Annotated in this window: 15 protein-coding genes; 5 read left to right on the top strand and 10 right to left on the bottom strand. The window is 72.5% G+C overall.

The genetic code is table 11. The features are described 5' to 3' along the window. Nucleotides 1-972 precede the first annotated feature (972 nt). Complete coding sequence (locus ACIA8D_RS40455) at nucleotides 973-2,268, top strand: glycoside hydrolase family 26 protein (RefSeq protein WP_399240303.1); 1,296 nt, start codon at nucleotides 973-975, stop codon at nucleotides 2,266-2,268. A gap of 63 nt (nucleotides 2,269-2,331) precedes the next feature. On the opposite strand, the gene ACIA8D_RS40460 is transcribed toward ACIA8D_RS40455, so the two are convergent. The 8 genes from ACIA8D_RS40460 to ACIA8D_RS40495 form a co-directional block, all read right to left on the bottom strand. Beyond that, nucleotides 2,332-3,456 (bottom strand): GNAT family N-acetyltransferase, encoded by a 1,125-nt coding sequence (locus tag ACIA8D_RS40460; protein WP_399240304.1) that lies wholly within the window; start codon nucleotides 3,454-3,456, stop codon nucleotides 2,332-2,334. After that, nucleotides 3,456-4,133 (bottom strand): lipopolysaccharide biosynthesis protein, encoded by a 678-nt coding sequence (locus tag ACIA8D_RS40465; protein WP_399240306.1) that lies wholly within the window; start codon nucleotides 4,131-4,133, stop codon nucleotides 3,456-3,458. Before ACIA8D_RS40465 ends, ACIA8D_RS40460 begins: the two co-directional genes overlap by 1 nt. Nucleotides 4,134-4,137: 4 nt before the next feature. Further along, complete coding sequence (locus ACIA8D_RS40470; protein WP_399240308.1) at nucleotides 4,138-5,280, bottom strand: glycosyltransferase; 1,143 nt, start codon at nucleotides 5,278-5,280, stop codon at nucleotides 4,138-4,140. Beyond that, complete coding sequence (locus tag ACIA8D_RS40475) at nucleotides 5,277-6,059, bottom strand: polysaccharide deacetylase family protein (protein ID WP_399240310.1); 783 nt, start codon at nucleotides 6,057-6,059, stop codon at nucleotides 5,277-5,279. Before ACIA8D_RS40475 ends, ACIA8D_RS40470 begins: the two co-directional genes overlap by 4 nt. Next, complete coding sequence (murJ, locus tag ACIA8D_RS40480) at nucleotides 6,049-7,713, bottom strand: murein biosynthesis integral membrane protein MurJ (RefSeq protein ID WP_399240312.1); 1,665 nt, start codon at nucleotides 7,711-7,713, stop codon at nucleotides 6,049-6,051. Before murJ ends, ACIA8D_RS40475 begins: the two co-directional genes overlap by 11 nt. Further along, on the bottom strand, nucleotides 7,710-8,951 hold the full coding sequence (locus ACIA8D_RS40485) for an O-antigen ligase family protein (protein WP_399240326.1): 1,242 nt from the start codon (nucleotides 8,949-8,951) through the stop codon (nucleotides 7,710-7,712). The genes murJ and ACIA8D_RS40485 overlap by 4 nt, the downstream gene beginning before the upstream one ends. Before the next feature lie 112 nt (nucleotides 8,952-9,063). Further along, entirely contained in the window at nucleotides 9,064-10,524 is a 1,461-nt protein-coding gene (locus ACIA8D_RS40490; RefSeq protein ID WP_399240314.1) for an exopolysaccharide biosynthesis polyprenyl glycosylphosphotransferase, read from the bottom strand. After that, nucleotides 10,521-11,642, bottom strand: coding sequence for a glycosyltransferase family 4 protein (locus ACIA8D_RS40495; protein ID WP_399240328.1), 1,122 nt, complete (start codon nucleotides 11,640-11,642; stop codon nucleotides 10,521-10,523). Before ACIA8D_RS40495 ends, ACIA8D_RS40490 begins: the two co-directional genes overlap by 4 nt. Nucleotides 11,643-12,134: 492 nt before the next feature. On the opposite strand from ACIA8D_RS40495, the gene ACIA8D_RS40500 reads away from it, so the two are divergent. Both ACIA8D_RS40500 and ACIA8D_RS40505 read left to right on the top strand, forming a co-directional pair. Then, nucleotides 12,135-12,524, top strand: a complete 390-nt coding sequence (locus tag ACIA8D_RS40500) for a tyrosinase cofactor (protein WP_399240316.1) — start codon at nucleotides 12,135-12,137, stop codon at nucleotides 12,522-12,524. Nucleotides 12,525-12,528: 4 nt separating this feature from the next. Further along, a complete protein-coding gene (locus ACIA8D_RS40505; protein ID WP_399240318.1) occupies nucleotides 12,529-13,398 on the top strand; it encodes a tyrosinase family protein in 870 nt (289 codons plus the stop codon). Nucleotides 13,399-13,463: 65 nt separating this feature from the next. Here the strand turns inward: ACIA8D_RS40505 and ACIA8D_RS40510 are convergent, their stop codons facing one another. After that, complete coding sequence (locus tag ACIA8D_RS40510) at nucleotides 13,464-13,730, bottom strand: chaplin (RefSeq protein WP_399240320.1); 267 nt, start codon at nucleotides 13,728-13,730, stop codon at nucleotides 13,464-13,466. A 197-nt stretch (nucleotides 13,731-13,927) separates the two neighbouring features. Here ACIA8D_RS40510 and ACIA8D_RS40515 point away from each other — a divergent pair, with 197 nt between their 5' ends. Then, a complete protein-coding gene (locus ACIA8D_RS40515; RefSeq protein WP_399240322.1) occupies nucleotides 13,928-15,124 on the top strand; it encodes an FAD-dependent monooxygenase in 1,197 nt (398 codons plus the stop codon). A 17-nt stretch (nucleotides 15,125-15,141) separates the two neighbouring features. Here the strand turns inward: ACIA8D_RS40515 and ACIA8D_RS40520 are convergent, their stop codons facing one another. Beyond that, nucleotides 15,142-17,157, bottom strand: coding sequence for a SpoIIE family protein phosphatase (locus tag ACIA8D_RS40520; protein ID WP_399240330.1), 2,016 nt, complete (start codon nucleotides 17,155-17,157; stop codon nucleotides 15,142-15,144). A gap of 503 nt (nucleotides 17,158-17,660) precedes the next feature. Between ACIA8D_RS40520 and ACIA8D_RS40525 the strand changes: the two genes are divergently transcribed. Further along, nucleotides 17,661-18,770: an MBL fold metallo-hydrolase gene (locus ACIA8D_RS40525; RefSeq protein WP_399240324.1), complete on the top strand. Its 1,110-nt coding sequence runs from the start codon at nucleotides 17,661-17,663 to the stop codon at nucleotides 18,768-18,770. The last annotated feature ends 185 nt before the right edge of the window (nucleotides 18,771-18,955 follow it).

Genomic DNA, 18,955 nt, shown 5'->3' on the forward strand with positions numbered 1-18,955 from the left:
GTCGACGACGCTCCGCGTCGCCTCCCTCCTCCGCCTTGCGATCGCACGCACCAGGCCCCGCTCCCTGATCCGGCCTGATCCAAACGACAAGCCCTTGACCTGGACGCGTTCGATCCGGCGACCGTGCCGCCGGACCTGCCCGCGCCCGCGGTGTGGTGCCGGATGTCGACCGGGCCGGACCGGTGCGCGGGGCGGGGAGCCCGCGCGCCTGGTGCGGGACGTGCTCAAGCCCCTCGCCGCCGTCGAGTCCCTACGCTTTCTCGCCGACGTGCCCCGCGAGTCCGCCGCCGAACTCGCCGCGGGGCTGCCGCCCGGAGTCGCCCGGATCATCGACCTCGACGCCCCCCGAGTGGGCCGACCCCGAACGGCTCGTGCTGCAGGCCGACGCCCTTCTCAACCCCCAATTCGGCGCCCCTGAAGTGCCGTTCACGGCCGACCCCGCCGCCCGGTGCGCCCTTGCCGAGTCGATCGCCCGGCACGCGGGCGACGGCGCGGGCAGCCGCCTGACCGCGCAGCTCGCTGTGCAGTCGATCCTGGCGCACCCGGAGGGGTTCGATCCCGCGGCGGCCGCGGACGCGGGTCAACTGCCGGGCAGCGCAGGCGAAGCGATCGAGTGCCTCCCTCGCGGCGTGAAGCCGACGGCTGGGAGGGAGGCAGCGCGGGCACTCGCATGCCAGGGTCCAGTGGACCACCGTCGCGGCCGCCGAAAGGGGCGTGTTCACCCGTTCGCCCGCAGTGTCACTCCAAAATGGGGCGCGGGGTGTAGGCGCCGTCCCCTCCCTCGACGATCCGGCTCCATGTCCGGCAAGGGCCACCGCCCACACCCGGGTTCGCGAGGCGCACGGGACGGGACCGTAGCGGCTGATCCAACAGGGTGAGGGAAGGGCGTCGCCGGGCGGCTCACGAATGGCGCCGTGCGCGTACGTGTGACTGATTGTCAGGAATGGAGGACGTGCGAACCAAGGAGAAGCCATGGCCGGCAGCAGACCCCGATGGGCCAATCGAAGACGGATTTCACTGATCTCGGCGGGGGTGCTGATCCCGCTGGTCGTCGCGTCGGGGCCGGTGTCCATCGAGCGTGCGGACGCCAGCCCGCGCAACGTTCCGAGCCCGTCCGGCCCGGCAGACCCGCCCCCGAGCCCGGCCGCATCCCCCACATCTTCCAGATCTCCGAGTGCCTCCGCTTCGGAGAGCCCCGCCGCGGACGACACCGAGCGCACGTTCTCCGCCTTCGGCGCCTACCTGGACTACGGGCCCCGGGGCGTGACCCGGATGACCAAGCTGTCGGACTGGCTCGGCGGGGCCGACGTACGCGTGGGGCACACCTATCTGCCCGGCGACCGGTGGAGCAACATCGAGGGCGCGCCGACGTTCCTCGACAGCTGGGCGAAGTGGCGCCGCGCGAGTGACGACAGGCTGTTCGTGCTCAACGTGCCCATGCTGGACCGCAACGAGGCACGTGTGCCCGACGCGGAGGTGCGCACGCTGCTGCGGCGCGGCGCGGCCGGTGACTTCGACGCCCACTTCAAGGTCCTGGCCGAGCGCCTCGTCGACCTGAAGGTGCCCGACACCGTCGTGGTGCTCGGCTGGGAGATGAACGGCATCACCTACACGCACCGCTGCGGCCCCGATCCCGCGGCCTGGAAGAAGTACTGGAAGCGGATCGTCACGACGATGCGGTCCGTGCCGGGGCAGAAGTTCCGCTTCGACTTCACGCCGAGCCGCGGCCGGGACGCCGTGCCGTGGACCGATTGCTACCCGGGCGACGACGTGGTGGACATCGTCGGCATGGACGCGTACGACCAGCCGGAAGGCAGGTCCTTCGACGAGCAGGTGTCCGAGCCCTACGGGCTGCAGAAGCAGGTCGACTTCGCCAAGGAGCACGGCAAGCCGCTCTCCTACCCGGAGTGGGGGCTGTTCCGCAACGGCGACAACCCCGAGTACATGCGGCGCATGCTCGCTTGGATGGACAAGCACAAGCCGCTCTACAACACCCTGACCGACTACTGCCCGCACGGTGTGTGGCAGTGCGACGAGAACCCGAAGGCGTCGAAGGTCTACCGGGCCACGCTGAACGGCCGCGACACGGTGATCGTGCCGACGCCGCCCGCCACCCCGACCAAGCCGGCCACGCCCACGAAGCCGCCGAAGCCGACGGCGCCCGCGCACCCGCCCAAGTGTCACCCGATCCGCCTGGGTGACTGGGTCGAGCGCTGGCTCGGCGGCACGGTGTGTGTCCGCTTCGACTGGTGGGAGCGGAGTTCGTGAACCGGCTCGACCGCGAACGGTAGAACCGTTCACAGGAAGCCGACGACGGCGGCGGCCCGGCCTCTAGGCTCGGCCGCCGCCGCGCTCCCGCCACGTGTCCCGCACCCGCTTGGCACTCGCGCGGGCCCGGAGCCCGGCGACGAGCGCTGCCAGCTGGGGCGCGGAACCCGGGCGCGCCAACAGCAGGCGCTGGTTGACGAGTTGCTCGGGCCGCCAGTGCAGCTTGTACGGCTCGGTGCCGCGCAGCAGGCTCAGCACCGTCGCCCGCGGAGCCTCCCGCAGGTGCTCGGTGCACGAGCGCAGCAGCAGCGTGGCCACATCGACCTTGCGTTCCCTCAGGCTTGGGTGGGCGCCGTAGAGATAGCCGCCCGCGAGCCGCGGTGACACGAGGGTCAGGTCGGCCGCCACGACGCTGCCGTCGAGCGTGAACTCCGTGACCACCGCGTCCCCCGTCTCGGCCATGAGGGCGGCGGAGCGGGACAGGTGCTCGGTGAAGCGTGGAGTGATGTGTTCGGCCGTCACTTTCCGGTCCTGCCACTGCAGTTGGTGGAGCGCGAGCAGTCGGCGCACCGAAGGTCCTGCCTCCGTCGCGGGAACGACCCGGCGTTCGAGACCGGCGGCGTCCAGCTTGCGCATCTTGGCCCGCGCGCGCTGCGCCGTGGACCGCGGCAGGCGCCGAACCAACTCGTCCATCGGTAGGGCGGGCAGTTCCAGGCACGCCGAGTCGTCGTAACGGCGGCTCGGGCCCGGCCAGTTGGCGTGCAGCGTGTCGAGCGCGCTGCCCGGCCTGACCTCCCGGAGGTCGATCACCGCGCCCCGGGCCAGCCGCCACAGTCCCGCGCCCAGCCCCCGGACCGCGCTCTGAGCCGATTCGGTGTCCCCTTCGTCGACGAGTACGTCGGCGAAGTCGGAGATGCCCGTCCCGAGCGGTGTCAGTACGGGGAAGGGGAGCGGGCGCAGCATCAGCGGGGCGGCCGCGACGAGACGGCCGCCCCGGCGGACCAGCACGACACGCAGCCGGCCCGGGCGGCCGTAGGAGAGCCACCACGAGTGCAGCCAGGCGTGGCTCTGGAAGGGGGTCGCGGTCGGCGAGGACCGGTGCAGGCGGTTCCACTCCTCGCGCAGCGACCCGAAGGCCGCGGTGTCCGTGCACACCGTGACGACGGGTTCGGGAGCGATCCCTGCCATCAGGCGTCACCCCGCGGTCCGCCCGCCGCCGCGGGAGCCGGAACCATGGCCGCGCCGGGCTCGCGGCGTGGCCGGACCAGCAGCACGAGTCCTCCCAGCAGGCCGCCCGCGCACCCGCCCACGAGCGTCGTCAGCGCGGTCGAGGGCGTCGAGGGCTCGGTCGGTCGCGCCGCCTTGCTGAAGCGCAGGAGCTTCACGTGGGTGTCGGGCTTCGCCTGCTTCGCGCTGCTGGTGAGGGCGCGGGCGACGGCGTCGGCGAGCTTCTTCGCGCGGGCGGGGTCGGTGTCCGACGCCGACAGGGCGACCATGGGCGCGTCCGGCGAGGTCTCCGCGCGCACCTGCGACTTCAGCGCCTGAACCGACACGCCCGCGGCGTCCTGGGCGTCGGCCAGCACCGCGACCTGCGTGGCCACCCTGCCGTACGCCTGGGCGAAGCCGATCGCCGACATCGGGTCGGACTGCTTGGTGGGTACGGCGATCACATAGCTCGTCGCCGTGTACTGCGGCGTGCTCACCGCGCCGTACACACCGCCGGCGAGTGCGCCGGCCACGAGGCCGAGTGGCAGCGGCCACCACCGCGGCACCCTCCGCGCGCTGGAGGTGACCCGGGCGAACGGCGTGCGGGAGGGAGCGGCGTCCGGTGCGGTCGCGGTCTTCAGGTCGGCTTCGGTCTTCACGTCATCACTCCTGAGGTGCTGATGTCGGTGCGCCCAGGACCGTCGCGTACACCTCGTGGTGCAGGGCGGCGCTGCGGGCGATGCTGTAGTGGACTGCGGCCTGCGACGGCTTCCTGGGGCCCGCAGGTGCGACACGCAGTGCGGTGGCTTCGCGGACGAACGCGCCGGGTGCGCAAGGGACTTGGACGGCGTGGGCCCCGATCCCGGCGGGTAGGTCGTCGAGGGCCGGGCAGTTGACGTGGAGCACGGGCAGCCCGGCGGCCTGCGCCTCGACCACGGCCAGGCCGAACGCCTCATCGGTGGACGGGGAGGCCAGCACGTCCATCGCGGACATCAGGGCCGGCAGGTCGGTCACGGTTCCGGACGGTCCGGTGGCGGTGTGCGGGCGCTCTCCGGCGAGGACGAGGCGGTCCTGCACCCCGGCCCGGCACGCGGCCCGGCGCAGGGACGGCTCCTCGGGCCCGGTGCCGACGAGCAGGAGCCGAACGTCTCCCGGCAGCTCGCGCAGCGCGTCGATCAGTACGTCGAACCGCTTGCCCGCGACGAGCCGCCCGACGCCGCCGATCACGAACGCGCCGTCGGCCAGGCCGAGTTCGCGGCGTGCGGCGGCGCGGGCCGCGGCGTCGAAGGCGAAGCGGGGGACGTCGACGCCGTTCGGGACGACATGGACCCGATGCCGCTCCACGCCCCACCGGTGCAGTCGCTCGGCCACGGCGGGGGAGACGGCGATCGTCGCCCTGCCCAGCCGCTCGCCCGCCAGATACAGGCCGCGCACCCCCGGGGTCAGCGCGCGCCCCTCGATCTGCCCGTCGCCCAGGGAGTGTTCGGTGGCCACGACCGCCCGTACACCCGCGAGGCGTGCCGCAATGCGGCCGTACAGGCAGGCCCGGTAGAGGTGGGTGTGGACGAGGTTGTAGCGCCCGTCCCGGATGAAGCGCACCAGACGGGGCAGCGCCCGTACGTCCCGGTTGCCCGCCATGCCGAGGTGGGCGACACGCACCCCGTCCCGGCGCAGTCCGGCGGCGACCTGCCCCGGGTCGGTCAGGGTCAGCACCTCGTGGTTGCCCGGCAAGTGGCGTACCAGCAGGCGCAGTTGTTGTTCCGCGCCGCCGGCCCCCAGGCCCGTGATGATGTGCAGGGCCTTCACCGGACGCCCTCCTCGACCTGCCGGGCCTGCCGTCGGCCGGGGCGGATGCGGCGCTTGAGTTCGAGCCGCCACGGGGTGTCGCGCTGGCCGACGAAGACGCGCGGCAGGGCGTGGATGCCGGCCAGCGGGCCCGGTGAGACGGCGCAGCCGTAGCGGTAGCCCGCGCGGCGCACCGCGTCCACCGTCGGCCGGTCGATGCTTCCGTACGGGTAGCAGAAGCCGTGCACCGTGCCGCCGGTGAGCTCGGCGATCTGTGCCCTGCTGCGCTGGATCTCGGCCCGGCGCTCCCGCTCGCCGAGCCGGGTGAGGTCGACGTGCAGGAGGCCGTGCGAACCGATCTCCATGCCGGCCGCCGCGGCCGCCCTGATCCCTTGCGCGGTCAGCAGCGGCTTGCGCGGGCCACCGGGGTCCCACGCGTTGTCGCCGCCGAGCCGGCCGGCGAGGACGAACACCGTGGCCGTGCACCCGTAGTGCCGCAGCAGCGGCAGGGCGTTCTCGACGAAGTCGCCGTAGCCGTCGTCGAAGGTCAGCCCGACCAGGCCGCGCCCGGCGCCGCGCCTGCGGGCGTCGAGGAGCTCGGCGACGCCCACTCCGCGCAGCCCGCGCGAGCGCAGCCAGCTCAGCTGCTGCTGCAGGCGCTCCGGGGAGACGGTGACGTTGTACGGGTCGTCGGAGCAGTCGTCCACGGAGTGGTACATCGCCACCCAGGGATAACTGCCGGTCAGCGGGACGCCCGGACGGGCCCCGCAGGATTCCGGGAACGGTGGGTCAACGTGCATGGCGGAGCTTTCTGGTCGCGAGGAGGACGACGGGCGAGAACGCCTGGACCCGCAGGGCCCACAGCAGGAGGCCGAACACGGCTCCGACGGCCAGGCAGCCGGCGGCGAGGGAGCCGAGCGGCTGCTCGACGCGGGCCGCGCACAGCAGCCCGGCGGCCGTGGCGGCCACCGCCGCGAGCAGCGTCTTGGCGAGTTCGAGCAGCACCACGGAGATGCGTACCGGCACACTGCGCCGGCCCATGGCGGTCAGGAGCAGCAGGGCGGTGACCGTGATGCCCAGCGCGTTGGCCGCCGCGATGCCGCCGACCCCCCAGACACCGACGGCCCACACCCCCGCGCCGGCCGTGAGGAGCATGCCCGCGGCCATCGAGGCCACGGGGTACCAGGTGGGTCGGCCGGCGGAGAAGTAGGAGCGCACGAGTGCCCCCACCAGGCAGTGCCCGAGCAGGCCGAGGGAGTAGACCCGCATGACGGCCGCGGTCGCCGCGGTGTCGGCGGCCGTGAACGCGCCGTGCTGGAAGAGGAGTTGGATGATCTGCGGGGCGCAGGCGAACACCACGGCCGCGCCCGACAGGACGATGCAGGCCGCCAGCGCGATGTCACGCTCGACGCGGTCCCGAGCCTGCTCGACGTCTCCCCGCGCCAGGGCCTTGGCCACGACGGGGAAGGTGACGGTGCACAGCATGAGGGAGAGCATCATCGGCAACTGCGCGACCTTTTGCGCGTAGTTGAGCTGCGAGATGGCCCCCGACGGCAGGGACGAGGCGAGGAAGCGCTCGATGAAGACCTGGGACTGCCGGCACAGCGCGAAGAGCAGGACGACGGCCATCATGGTCAGGTTGATCGACCGTCTGCCCGGCGGCCTGGTGTCCGCCGCGTCCGGGACGGCTCCCAGGGGCGCGCTCCGCAGGCGCCGCCGCAGCGACGGCGCCTGCACGAGCACCATCAGGCAGCCGCCCACGGCCACGCCCGCGGCCGCCGCGCGCACGCCCCAGCGGTCGGCCAGCACCAACAGGGTGGCGATGATGCCCGTGTTGTACGCGACGTAGATGGCGGCCGGTGGCAGGTAGCTGGTGTGGGCGCGCAGGGCGGCGCTGCAGTACCCCGCGAGGCCGAACGTCAGCACACAGGTCGCGGTCAACCGGGTGCAGTCGACAGCCAGTTGCGGATCGGGCAGTCCGGGGGCGAGCAGGGCGACCAGAGGGCGCGCGCCGGCCATCAGTAGTGCCGAGCACGCCAGGAAGGCCAGTGCGAGGCGGGGCAGTGAACCGGCGACCAGGGCCCGCACCGGGTCCGGCGCCCGAAGGGTGGTCCCGGCCGTGGCGCGTGCGGCGATCGCGGCGCTGAACGCGGGCACGAGCATGAAGGCCAGCCCGTCCTCGATGAGCAGCGTCGTCGCCACCTCGGGCACGGTCCACGCCACCAGGAAGGCGTCCGTCTGGGGCCCCGCCCCGAACAGCTGGGCCAGCGCCTGGTCGCGGCCCAGGCCGAGCAGTGACCCGGCGGCCGAGAGCCCGGCGGTCAGCAGGGCGAAGCGAGCCAGGGACGTGGCGCCCGCGCGGTGCCCGTCGTCGCCGCGGCCGGGATCGGCCTGGGCCGGCACGACGCGGGAGAGCGGGGCCTTGCCCCGGCCGGTGGACAGGACGCGCCTCATCGCCCGCCCGTCTTTTCGGACGCCGCCGGGGACAGGGCCCACCAGGCGGCCAGGCCGAACACGATGGCGGTGAGCACCGTGGAAGGCCCCCCGATGTCGGAGTAGACGAAGTCGATCAGCTGCCAGGCGAGCAGGCCGCAACCGATGAGCGCGCAGTCGAGCCCGTGCCCCCTGCGGTGCGCCCCGGCGAGCCGCCGCGCGCCGCACACCAGCAGCACGGCCCAGGACCCCACGACGGCGGTGAGGCCGAGCAGCCCTTGCTCGCTGAGCACCAGCAGATACATGTTGTGCGGCGACAGCAACGGCTGGCGGTGGTACGCCGCTCCGGCGCCGGCCACGTCGCTCCCGGCGGACAGGGCGATCGAGGCATGGCTGTCGCGGTGGGCGGGGAAGTTCTTGAGCCCGACCCCGGTGACCGGGTGCTCCTGCCACATGTCGATGGCCGCCGCCCACATCGTGTACCGGTCCGTGACGGACTGGTCGGGCGCCGCGGTGACCTGCGTGATGCTGCTCAGTCGTTCCTCCAGCATCGACGTCCCGACGCCGAAACCGCCGACGAGGACGACCGTCGCGGCGAGCGCGGCGGCGAGCAGCCGGACGGCGCGGCGCACTCCGCCGAGCAGGAGTTGCAGCAGGCAGACAGCGGCCGTGGCGATCCAGGCCCCGCGGCTGAAGGACAGCGCGAGCGGCACCACGAGCGCCAGGGCGCAGACCCGGGCGCCGATCCGCGCGCGCGGCGTTGGCCCGCCGAGCGCCAGGGCCACCGCGCAGACCAGCCCGTAGGAGACCACTGTGGACATGCCCATCACGTCCGAGGCGCCGAACGTGCCGACGGCCCGGATGTCCTGCCCCGCGTACGAGGCGCCCGTCCCGGTCAGGTACTGGTGGACGCCGATCGCGCCCTGCCACAGACCGAGGGCCACCAGCGCCCAGGCGACCAGCCGGAAGCGCTCCCGATCGCGCACGAGCAGCAGCACGGCGGCAGGGACGAGCGCCAGGATCTGGTAGTAACGCGCCGTCCCCTCAAGGGCGTTGGCCGGGGAGGCCGCTCCGAGGGCGGCCACGGGGACGGCGACGACGGGCAGCGCCAGCACGACAAGGCCGGTGCGTGTCAGCGGGCGCTGCCGGTCGCGCGCGAGCTTCAGAGCACACAGGACGACGACGAGTCCGGAGACTGCGTCGGCCGGCGTGCCCCCGCCGCCCTCGCCCTCGCCCGCACCCAGCGGCAGGGCGAGCATGGCGACCAGGAGCAGCACGGGAAGCACGGGCCCGGCGCGACGCACGCGCTGCCACGCCGCGGCCAGGGGACTGGGATGCGGGCCGGTGACGGCAGTTGCAACGGTCACGGCGTCAACTCCCCGTCGGCCGGAAGAACTCGGAGGCCGTGCGCAGCAGAATGGTGATGTCCCGCCACAGGGACCAGTCGGCGATGTACGCGTTGTCGTACCGGCAGCGGTCCTCGATGGAGGTGTCACCGCGCAGTCCGTTGATCTGGGCGAGCCCAGTGATCCCGGTCGGCATGCGGTGCCGGTCGCCGTAGCCGGGATGCGACTCGCTGAACTGCCCGACAAAATACGGGCGTTCGGGGCGCGGGCCGACCAGACTCATGTCGCCGCGGAAGACGTTCCACAGCTGGAGCAGCTCGTCGAGCGAAGTGCGGCGCAGGAAGGCGCAGAACCACGACATCTGGTGGTCGCCGGCGACGCTCCAGCGCGTCGCGGACTCGATCGCGTCGGTGGGGCGGTGGGTGCGGAACTTGAGGAGGGTGAACGGACGGCCGTCCTTGCCGATCCGCTCCTGCCGAAAGACGACGCCGGGCCCCTCGCTGACGCGCAGCCACAACGCGCACGCCGCCAGCAGCGGCGCCGCGGGCACCAGCAGCAGGGCGGAGACCACCACGTCCAGCGCACGCTTTCCGCGAGGCAGCGGCAGATGCGGGCCCACGAGGGGGCGGCAGCGGAACCCCGCCAGGTAGCGCACCCGCTCGCGCAGCTGCGGCACGTACGGCGACGGTTCGGGGTCCAACTCCCAGATGTCGCAGTGCAGTTCGGCCAGCGCGCGCAGCCACGGCCGGTGCTGGGCGGCACCGGCGCTGCCGAGTAACAGCGCCCGCCGCACATCGGTCTGGATCACCGCGCGCCTCAGGTCCTCCACGGTCGTCAGCCGCGGGAGGGCCGACGCCGCACCGTCCTGCTGCCCGGCGCCGTCACCGGCGGTGCCCACGACCCGGATTCCGCATCCCGGGTGCCGTTGCAGCGCAGTGGCGACGCGCGAGGCGGCCGGCTCCGGCCCCACCACGAGGGCCGTGCACGGCCGGCGCACCAGGGCGATCCGCCGCCGCCAGTGCACGAACCCCCGCCCCAGCAGGACGAGGACGACGTGGGCCGCGCACCCCAGGAGCAGGTCCTGTCCCGGAATCCGGTGGAGCAGGGACAGGACCGCGCATGCCGCCGTGAGGACACACCAAGCGGCGGCGGCACGGCCGATCACCGCGGGGCAGTCGTCGAGCATGTGCTGCTCGTGGGGGAGCCGGTAGAGACCGGCGGCGGCGAACAGGACGAGGACGAGCAGGACGAACCCGGCCACCAGCCAGCGGTGTTGCGCGAGGGGAGCCAGGAGGAGCGCGCCGAGCGCCGCGGCCGTGCCGTCCGTCACGAACAGCAGCAGCCGGTGTGCGCCCGAGGGCGGGCCGCCGGTCGGGGCGACCCTGCCGGTGCCCGGAATCCGCTGTGTGACGACGACGGCGGCCGCACCCGTGTCGTCCCCGGCGAGCTGCCGGGCGGGCGAGGAGACGGTTCGTTCCCGGCTCACGTCGTGATCGGCTCTCTGCACTCGATGCTCTCCAGCCCCAGAAGTTCTCGGTACACGTCCTCGACCGCCGCGGCGGTGCGCCGGATGTCGTGGTGTGCGCGCACGTGCCGCAAACCGTCGTCGCCCAGCGCGCGCAGGCCCTCGGTGTCGCGCAGTAGATCCGTCAACGCGCGTGCCAGGGCGGCCGGATCGTCCGGTGGTGTCAGGAGCCGGGGCGCGAGATGCGGCGGCAGGCTCTCGCGGGCGCCGCCCACGTCGGTGGCGAGCACCGGGCTCCCGCAGGCCATCGCCTCCAGGGGAGCGAGCGCCATGCCCTCCCACCGGGACGGCAGCACCACCAGGTCCGCGGCCCGGTACCAGCCGACCGGATCGTCGAGCGCCCCGGTGAAGGTGACCGCGGCGGGAGCGGCGGCCCGCAGCCGTGCCGCCTCCGGGCCGTCGCCCACGAGCACGAGGCGGGCCCCCGGCACGGCCCGGCGGACCTCCGGCCACGCCGCGAGGAGGACGTCCTGGCCCTTTTGCCGGCACAGCCGCCCCACGCACACGACGAGCGGTCCGCCGCGGGCGGTCGCGCGACCGGGAGGCTCGCGCTCGGACGGCCCTTGCGGGCAAAAGCGCTCCAGGTCCACCCCGTTGGGCACGAGCCGCCAGTCGGCCTCGATGCCGTGGCTCCGGCCGACGCGCTGCTCGGCGCCGCTGACGCAGAGCAGCCGTGAGGCCCAGCGTGCGCCGCGCCGCTCCCAGGTGCGGGCCAGCCGTGCACTGATGCCGTCGACCGCCTCGAAGGACCAGGCGTGCGGCTGGAAGACAGTGGGGACGCGGCCGCGCACCACGAGCCGGGTGACCAGGCCCGCCTTGGCGCTGTGGGCGTGGATGACGTCGGGACGTACGCGCGACAGCAGTTCCGCGAGCCCGGTCGCCTCACGGAGCAGGCCCGCGCCCGGGGACCTGGAGGCCTCCCACTCCAGGACCTCGCAGCCGAGGCCGGCCACGCTGTGCCGCAGGCCGCCGTCGGCGGGACAGGCCACCGACACGGCCAGTCCGGCGGCCCGTTGCCCGCGCACGAGGTCGGTCACCACGCGCGCCACACCGCCGTCGGCGGGTTGCGTCACGTGCAGGACGTGCGGCGCGGAGGGCGGGGAAGTCGGTTGCTTGGATTCGGCCGGTTCAGTGCGGCGCAGGAAACAGCCTTTCGAATAGGGCACGGCCTGCTTCCCTTTCCGGGAGGAGCGAAATGAAGAAAGTCGTACGTTCCCGTCGACTTGGGCAGGGGGCGGCGCCTGGAGCGGGGTGCTCGTGAAGGTACCGGAAGTGCGACTTCACTTAATACACCATTGTGTATGAGTTGTGAAACTTTCACGTGTGGCGTGACGGCACGTCGTGGCGCATCGCGGTGACCGGGCGTTTGTTCGTGCGACACGCGTCTAAGCCGCTGGGCAATGTACCGACTTTCCGTACGTGGGACGTGTGTTCATGCGAAAACGGAATGGCTCGCATGGCATGTTCACGGTCAATTTCTGAGGGTCTCGCCCCGGCTCTTTCCGTCGTATGCGTGGGGCATCGGTATTCGTTGTATTCGTCATCTCCACAGTTATGGTGGAGTTGTGAACATGACGACCATCTTGAAACGGCGTCCCGCAGTGACCAGACGCAGCGCCGGCCTGATCCTGTTCGGGTCCGTCGTCAGCGCCGCCGCGGTCCTCCACGCCAGACCGTCCACGCGGGACGATCCCAAACCCGAGGGCGACGAGTCCTTCGACGAGACGTACCTGGGCCGCCGCATCGTCGGGACCCGGCTGTCGGGGTCGACGCGTGCGCGCGCGGACGCGTGGCACGTCACCGTCGACGGCCGCCCCCTGCACCTCATGCGCCGCGCCGACGGCACGTACCTGAGCATGGTCGACCACTACATGTCCTGCCCCACTCCGCTGGCCGCGGCCAAGGAGGCCGTGACGGAGCTCGGCGACCAGCAACTGCGGCCCCACGACAGGGAGATGTGAGGCCATGGTGCACACACGTCAGAACCAGCGCACACTCACCAAGGCGCAGAAGCGGCGCTTCGTGGACGCGGTGCTCGCCGTCAAACGGTCGGGCCGCTACGACGAGTTCGTGCGCATGCACATCGACTTCTACGTGGGGGACGGCGACGGTCGGCTGCGCGTGGCGCACATGACGCCGTCGTTCTTCCCCTGGCACCGAAAGTTTCTGCTGGAGTTCGAGCGGGCCCTGCAGAAGGTGGACCCGGGTGTCACGGTGCCCTACTGGGACTGGACCGCGGACCGCACGCCGGCCGTCTCCCTGTGGGGCGAGGACTTCCTGGGAGGCAACGGAGGCCGCTCCGACCGCCAGGTGACCTCGGGCCCCTTCGCGTACCGGAACGGGCACTGGAGGATCACGGAGGCCGTCACGGACGGCGACTTCCTGATGCGGGACTTCGGCCGGCCGAAGTCCCCGATCGACCTGCCCAGCAAGGACGACCTCGCGGACGCCATGAACCAGACGGAGTACGACGTACAGCCGTGGAACTCACTGGCACCCGGCGGTTTTCGCAACAGACTCGAGGGCTGGCCCGTCCGGCGTGGCGACCACACATGGTTCAACCACAATCTGGTGCACCGCTGGGTCGGCGGACACATGCTCGGCGCCGGTTCGGTCAACGACCCCGTCTTCTGGCTCCACCACGCCTTCGTCGACCTGTGCTGGTCGCGGTGGCGGCAGCGTCGTCCGAAGGCGGCCCGCTACCTCCCCGCGCAGGCCCCCGAGCTCGGGGAGGCGCAGTACGGCAAGGTGCTGGCCCTGGGCGACACGCTGCCGCCGTGGAACACCCCGCTGCGCGACATGCTCGACCACGCGTCGCTGTACAAGTACGCATGAGCGCCGGCACGAACGACGGCCCCCGGCACGGGGTGCCGGGGGCCGTCGTCAGAGGTGAGGGGGTGTCAGCCGCCGTAGCCGCCGTCACCCTTCTCGCCGTTGACGCAGGTGTTGCCGAACGCCGGGTTGAGCGCACCGATGACGTTCACGGTGTTGCCGCAGACGTTGACCGGGATGTGGATCGGGACCTGGACCAGGTTGCCCGACAGGACGCCCGGCGAGTGGGTGGCTGCGCCCTGAGCACCCGCGTCAGCCATGGCCAGACCAGCGCCACTGAGCACCACGGCGCCCGTGCCGACCGCGACAGCGGCTGCCTTCGCGATGCGAGACATCACGTTCTCCTTCTGTTCTGCAGGTGCGGCCGCGTGATCGCAGCCGTCGGCACATTCAACGGCGTTCACCACGGACAGTCACGGCTGATACACGGATACTTCGCGAAAAAACCAAGGAATTGGGTCCCAACAGGCGAACACGGGCCCTGTCGAACCCCTGAAGAGAGCGCCGCGTTCGCGGCGGAGAGGACCGCACCATGAAGGTGGACTGCGTCGGCGGAGGGCCCGCGTCCCTGTACCTGGCCATCCTCCTGAAGCTGCAGGACCGCGGCCGGGACATCACCGTGCACGAGAAGAACCCCGCGGGTTCCACCTACGGTTGGGGTGTCACGTACTGGCCGGACATGCTCACCCTGCTCGCGGCGCACGACGAGGTGTCCGCGCGCGCCATCGAGGCGCATTCGGTCCGCTGGCGGGACGGCGTGGCGCATGTCCGCGACCGCGTCACCACCCACCACGGCGACGAGGGCTTCGCGATCGGCCGCCACCGCCTGCTGGAGATCCTCGCCGAGCGCGCGGACTCGCTCGGCGTCGACGTCCGCTTCGGCCGGCCGGCCCCGCGGCTCGGCTCCGGCCTCGAAGGCGATGTGATCGTGGCCGGTGACGGCGCGCGGAGCACGCTGCGCGAAGAGCACGCCCAATGCTTCGGCACCCGCACCGTGTTGGGGCACAACCGGTTCATCTGGCTCGGCACCACACGGGTGTTCCGCTCCTTCACCTTCGCCTTCGTGGAGACGGACCACGGATGGCTGTGGTGCTACGCCTACGGGTTCGACGGCACGCACAGCACCTGCATCGTCGAATGCGCACCCGGAACCTGGGCGGGGCTCGGCCTCGACACCATGGAGCGGGCCGACGCCCTGAAACTCCTGGAGGGCCTCTTCGCGGATGTGCTGGACGGGCATCCGCTCATCGGCCGCACCGACACCGACGGCCCGTCGCAGTGGCAGCAGTTCCGTACGGTCACCAACCGCGTCTGGTCCCGCGGCAGTCTGGTGCTGCTCGGCGACGCCGCCCACACCACGCACTACTCCATCGGCGCCGGCACGACCCTGGCGATGCAGGACGCGATTGCGCTGGCCCGTGCCCTGCGCGAACCCGGGTCGCTCCCGGCCGCGTTCGGGCGCTACGAACGCGAACGCCGCCGCGAATTGCTGCCCCTGCAGAGCGCGGCCCGGCACAGCGCGCACTGGTACGAGAACCTGACGCGCTACATCCACCTGGCACCGCACCAGATGTTCGCCCTGCTCGGCCAGCGCCACTCACCGCTGCTGCCGTACGTCCCGCCGCAGCTCTACTACCGGGTCGACCGGGCGGTCGAGCACACGCAGGCCCTGCGCTCGCTCAAGCGCTGGCTGGGCCCGCGGGTGGCGCGCGTGCTCCAGGACAAGTGACCGGCGAGGCACCGGATTTACAGCGCGCGGGCGATGAGCAGGGCGATGTCGTCCATCGCGTCGCCGTCGCGCAGGGTGTCGACGAGCCGGGTGCAGGTGGCGGACGAGGGGGCGCTGCTGTCCTCGAGGAGCCGCAGGAGGAGTTCCAGGCGGTCGTCGATGAGGTGGTGGCGCGTTTCGACCAGACCGTCGGTGTAGAGGACGAGCCGGTCGTGCGGGCTCAGGGGCAGTTCGATGGTGCGGTACTCGACTCCTCCGACACCGAGGGGCGCCCCGGTGGGCAGGTGCAGCAGCCGCGGTCGGCGTCCTTCGCGGATCAGGACGGGCGGCATGTGGCCGGCGTTGGAGATGCGAAGGGTGTGGTTGTGGGGGTCGTAGACGGCGTAGACGCAGGTGGCGAGGTGGGTCTCCAGCTTGACGGTGGTCTGGTCGAGGTGGTGCAGGACCTGGTCGGGCGACATGGACAGGTCGGCGTACGCCTGGGTCGCGGTGCGCAGGCGGCCCATGGCGGCGGCCGCGTCGATGCCGTGACCCATGACGTCGCCGATGACGAGGGCGGTGCGGTCGTGGTCCAGGGGAATGACGTCGTACCAGTCGCCGCCGACGGCCGAGGTGGCCTGCGCGGGCTGGTAGTGGGAGGCGACGTCCAGGCCGTGCAGGGGAGGCGGAGGGTCGGGCAGCAGGCTGCGTTGCAGCGTCTCGGCGGAGTTGCGGACGCTCTGGTGCCAGCGGGCGTTGTCGATGGCGATGGCGGCCCGGGCGGCCAGCTCCCCGGCCAGGACGACGTCGTCCTCGTCGAACGGGGGCTGCGTACGGGCGCGGGCCAGGGCCAGCGTGCCCAGCACGTGATTGTGGGCGGTCAGCGGCACCGCGAGGTAGGAGTGCACCCCCGCGTCCGCCAGGCGTTGCGCGGCGCGCTCGTCGCGGGCGATGCGCGGCAGGTCGGCGCGCGTGAGCCGGGGCACGAGGACCGGCTCACGGGTGCGGACACAGCGGGTGACCAGCCGGTCCGCGTGATACGAGGCCGGGAGGCCGATCGGGTCCGCTGCGTCGGCGGCCTCCGTGGGATACGCCGTCGCAAGCCCCATGGCCCGGAAGCGGCGGGGCCCCTCGCCGTTGTCCGTGCTGGGGCGGAGCTCCAGTGCGGAGTCGAGGATGTCCACGGCCGCGATGTCGGCCGGTTCCGGTACGGCGGCGTCGGCCAGTTCCTGCGCGGTTCTGCCCACGTCCAGGGTGGTTCCCACGCTGGTGGACGCGGCGGCGATCAGCGCGAGCCTGCGGCGCCCTCGTTCCGCCTCGATCTGCGCGCGGTGACGCGGGGTGATGTCGACGACGGAGTTGGCGACGCCCAGGATCTGCCCCTGGGCGCCCTCCAGGCGGTAGAACGACACCGACCAGGCACGATCGTGATCCGGGTCGACCGCCGTACGGGACACGACCTTGCGGTCGATGATCGGTTCCCCGGTGGCGAGGACCTGCTTCAGGCTGGCCTCGATGGCCTCCACGTCAAGGAAGGTGAGGATGTCACGGGGACGGCGACCGATGTGGTCGGCGGCGGGAACGCCGTTGATCCGCTCAAGGGCCGGGTTGACCCGCAGATAGCGCAGGTCCTGGTCGAGGAGGGCCAGTCCGATGGGGGACTGGAAGACCAGCTGCTGGTACAGGGCGAGTCTCGTCTCGACCCGCCGGAGCAGCCGCTGGTCGGCGGCGATGCCGAGGGCGTAGACGTCGCCGCGGTCGTCGAGCAGCCGCATGTTGCGGAACTCCACGAGCCGGGTGCTGCCGTCCTTGCGCCGGATCGGGAAGGCGCCCGCCCAGCTGGCCCCGGTGTCCATGACGTCGGTGAACAACTGCGTCGCCATGTCCTGGTGCCGCTGGTCCAGCAGCAGCGGCGCGGCGGGACGGCCCAGCGCCTCCTGGGCCGTGTACCCGAAGACCTCCTCCGCCTGCGGGCTCCACAGCACGATGCGCCCGGCGCCGTCGAGCACGACGGCGCCGACGCTGAGCAGGTCGAGCAGCCCGCCCGGCGGCATGGCCGTCGCGTGGGGCCCGGTCTCCGCGTCAGCGGCTTCGGAGGACGGCCCGTTGTCAGACTTCACGAACCCTCCTGCCTCCCATGGACCCGCGTGTTCCCGGCAGGCCCGGGAACACGTACTCTCCATGCTCTCTCGGGGCCGGTGTCACCACGACTGGGGCGGCGGTGCTCGGCGCCCTTCGGGTGCGAGTCCTGGCCTGTCGTGATGATTACTTGTGTAGTCGAATACGTGATCGATCCGGCGGAGACCGAGGCGTTCGAACGGTTCGGGCGGCGCTGGCGGACCGGATCAGGGACGACAGCGGCTGCGTGCTGCGTTACGAGCGCAGCTTCATGCGGCCTGTGCTTCCCGAGACCGAGAGCGATGCCGATGCCGGGCCTGGGGCCGCGGGCTGAGGACCCGTGACGTGGGCCTCACCCGCCGCTGACCCGTATCGCCAGATCCGTGGGCCCTGCATCCTTATCTGGCGACTCGCACCACGGCGACGAAAGGCACACCCCATGCGCATGCCAGGCGACGGCGGCGACCGTACGGCGATCACGGTGACCGGCCACCTGCAGAAGGACGCCTGGGGCAGGCGCGTGCTGCCACCCGTCGAGCACCTGAGCGCCGACGTCTGGTCGGTGCCGGTGCCGATCCCGGCCAACCCGCTGCGCTACACCCTCAGTTACCTCATCCCCGGGGACTCCGGCCTCGTCGTCGTCGACCCGGGCTGGGCCAGCGAGGAGGGGTGGGACGCGCTGTGCCGGGGACTCGCCGAGGCCGGGGCGTCACCCGGCGACGTCACGGGAATCCTGGCCACCCACGTCCACCCGGACCACCACGGCCTGACCGGCAGGCTGCGCGAGGCCTCCGACGCCTGGGTGGCCATGCACCCCGCGGAACGCGACAGCCTCCCGCAGCGCCGCGCCGCCACGGAGCCGTCACCGGCGGACACGCCGCACACCTGGTTGCGGGAGGCGGGCGCGCCCGAGAGCGACATCGTCGACCTGCTCGGCCCCGACCCCAAGGCCGTACCGTCCGCGTCCCGCCGCCTGGTCGAGCCCGACGTGCTCCTGGAGGACAAGGACCCGCTGCCGCTCGCAGGGCGCGAGTTCGTCGCCCTGTGGACGCCCGGGCACACCCCGGGTCACCTCTGCCTGGCCGAGTCGACGAGCCGCGTCGTCCTCACGGGCGACCACATCCTGCCCCGCATCACCCCCAACATCGGCCTGCACGGACGCCGCCCCGGCCAGGACCCGCTCGGCGACTTCCTCGGCTCCCTGGAGCGGCTCGCCGACTGGGACGACCACGAGGCGCTGCCCGCCCACGAGTACCGCTTCCGCGGCCTGGCCGCCCGCACGGGACACCTGCGCGCGCACCACGCCGAGCGGCTCGACGAACTGCTCGCGCTGGTCGACGCGGCGGGCAGCCCCACCCTGTGGGAGGTCACCGCGGGCCTGACCTGGTCGCGCCCCTGGGACCAGGTCGGCAAGATGCGGTTCGCCGCGCTCGCCGAGACCGAGGCCCATGTCCGCCACCTCGTCGGCCTGGGCGTACTCGCCGCACCCGACGACCGCGACCGCCCGGTCCGCGTCAGCCGCCCGGTGTCCGTCCCCGGTGTCGCCTAGGGCCTGTCTTCAATCTTCCGTCTGCGCCGCGGCGTCTGGCACGCACGCTCGCGGCGTTGCCGAAAAGCCCGAGTAGCTCCGCTACTAGGTCTTGTCGTTTGGATCAGGCCGGGCTCGCGGGGCCTGGCACGCACGCTCGCGGCGTTGTCGTCGGTCGACGACGCTCCGCGTCGCCTCCCTCCTCC

The sequence above is a fragment of the Streptomyces sp. NPDC051684 genome (assembly GCF_044453445.1).
Taxonomy (GTDB): domain Bacteria; phylum Actinomycetota; class Actinomycetes; order Streptomycetales; family Streptomycetaceae; genus Streptomyces.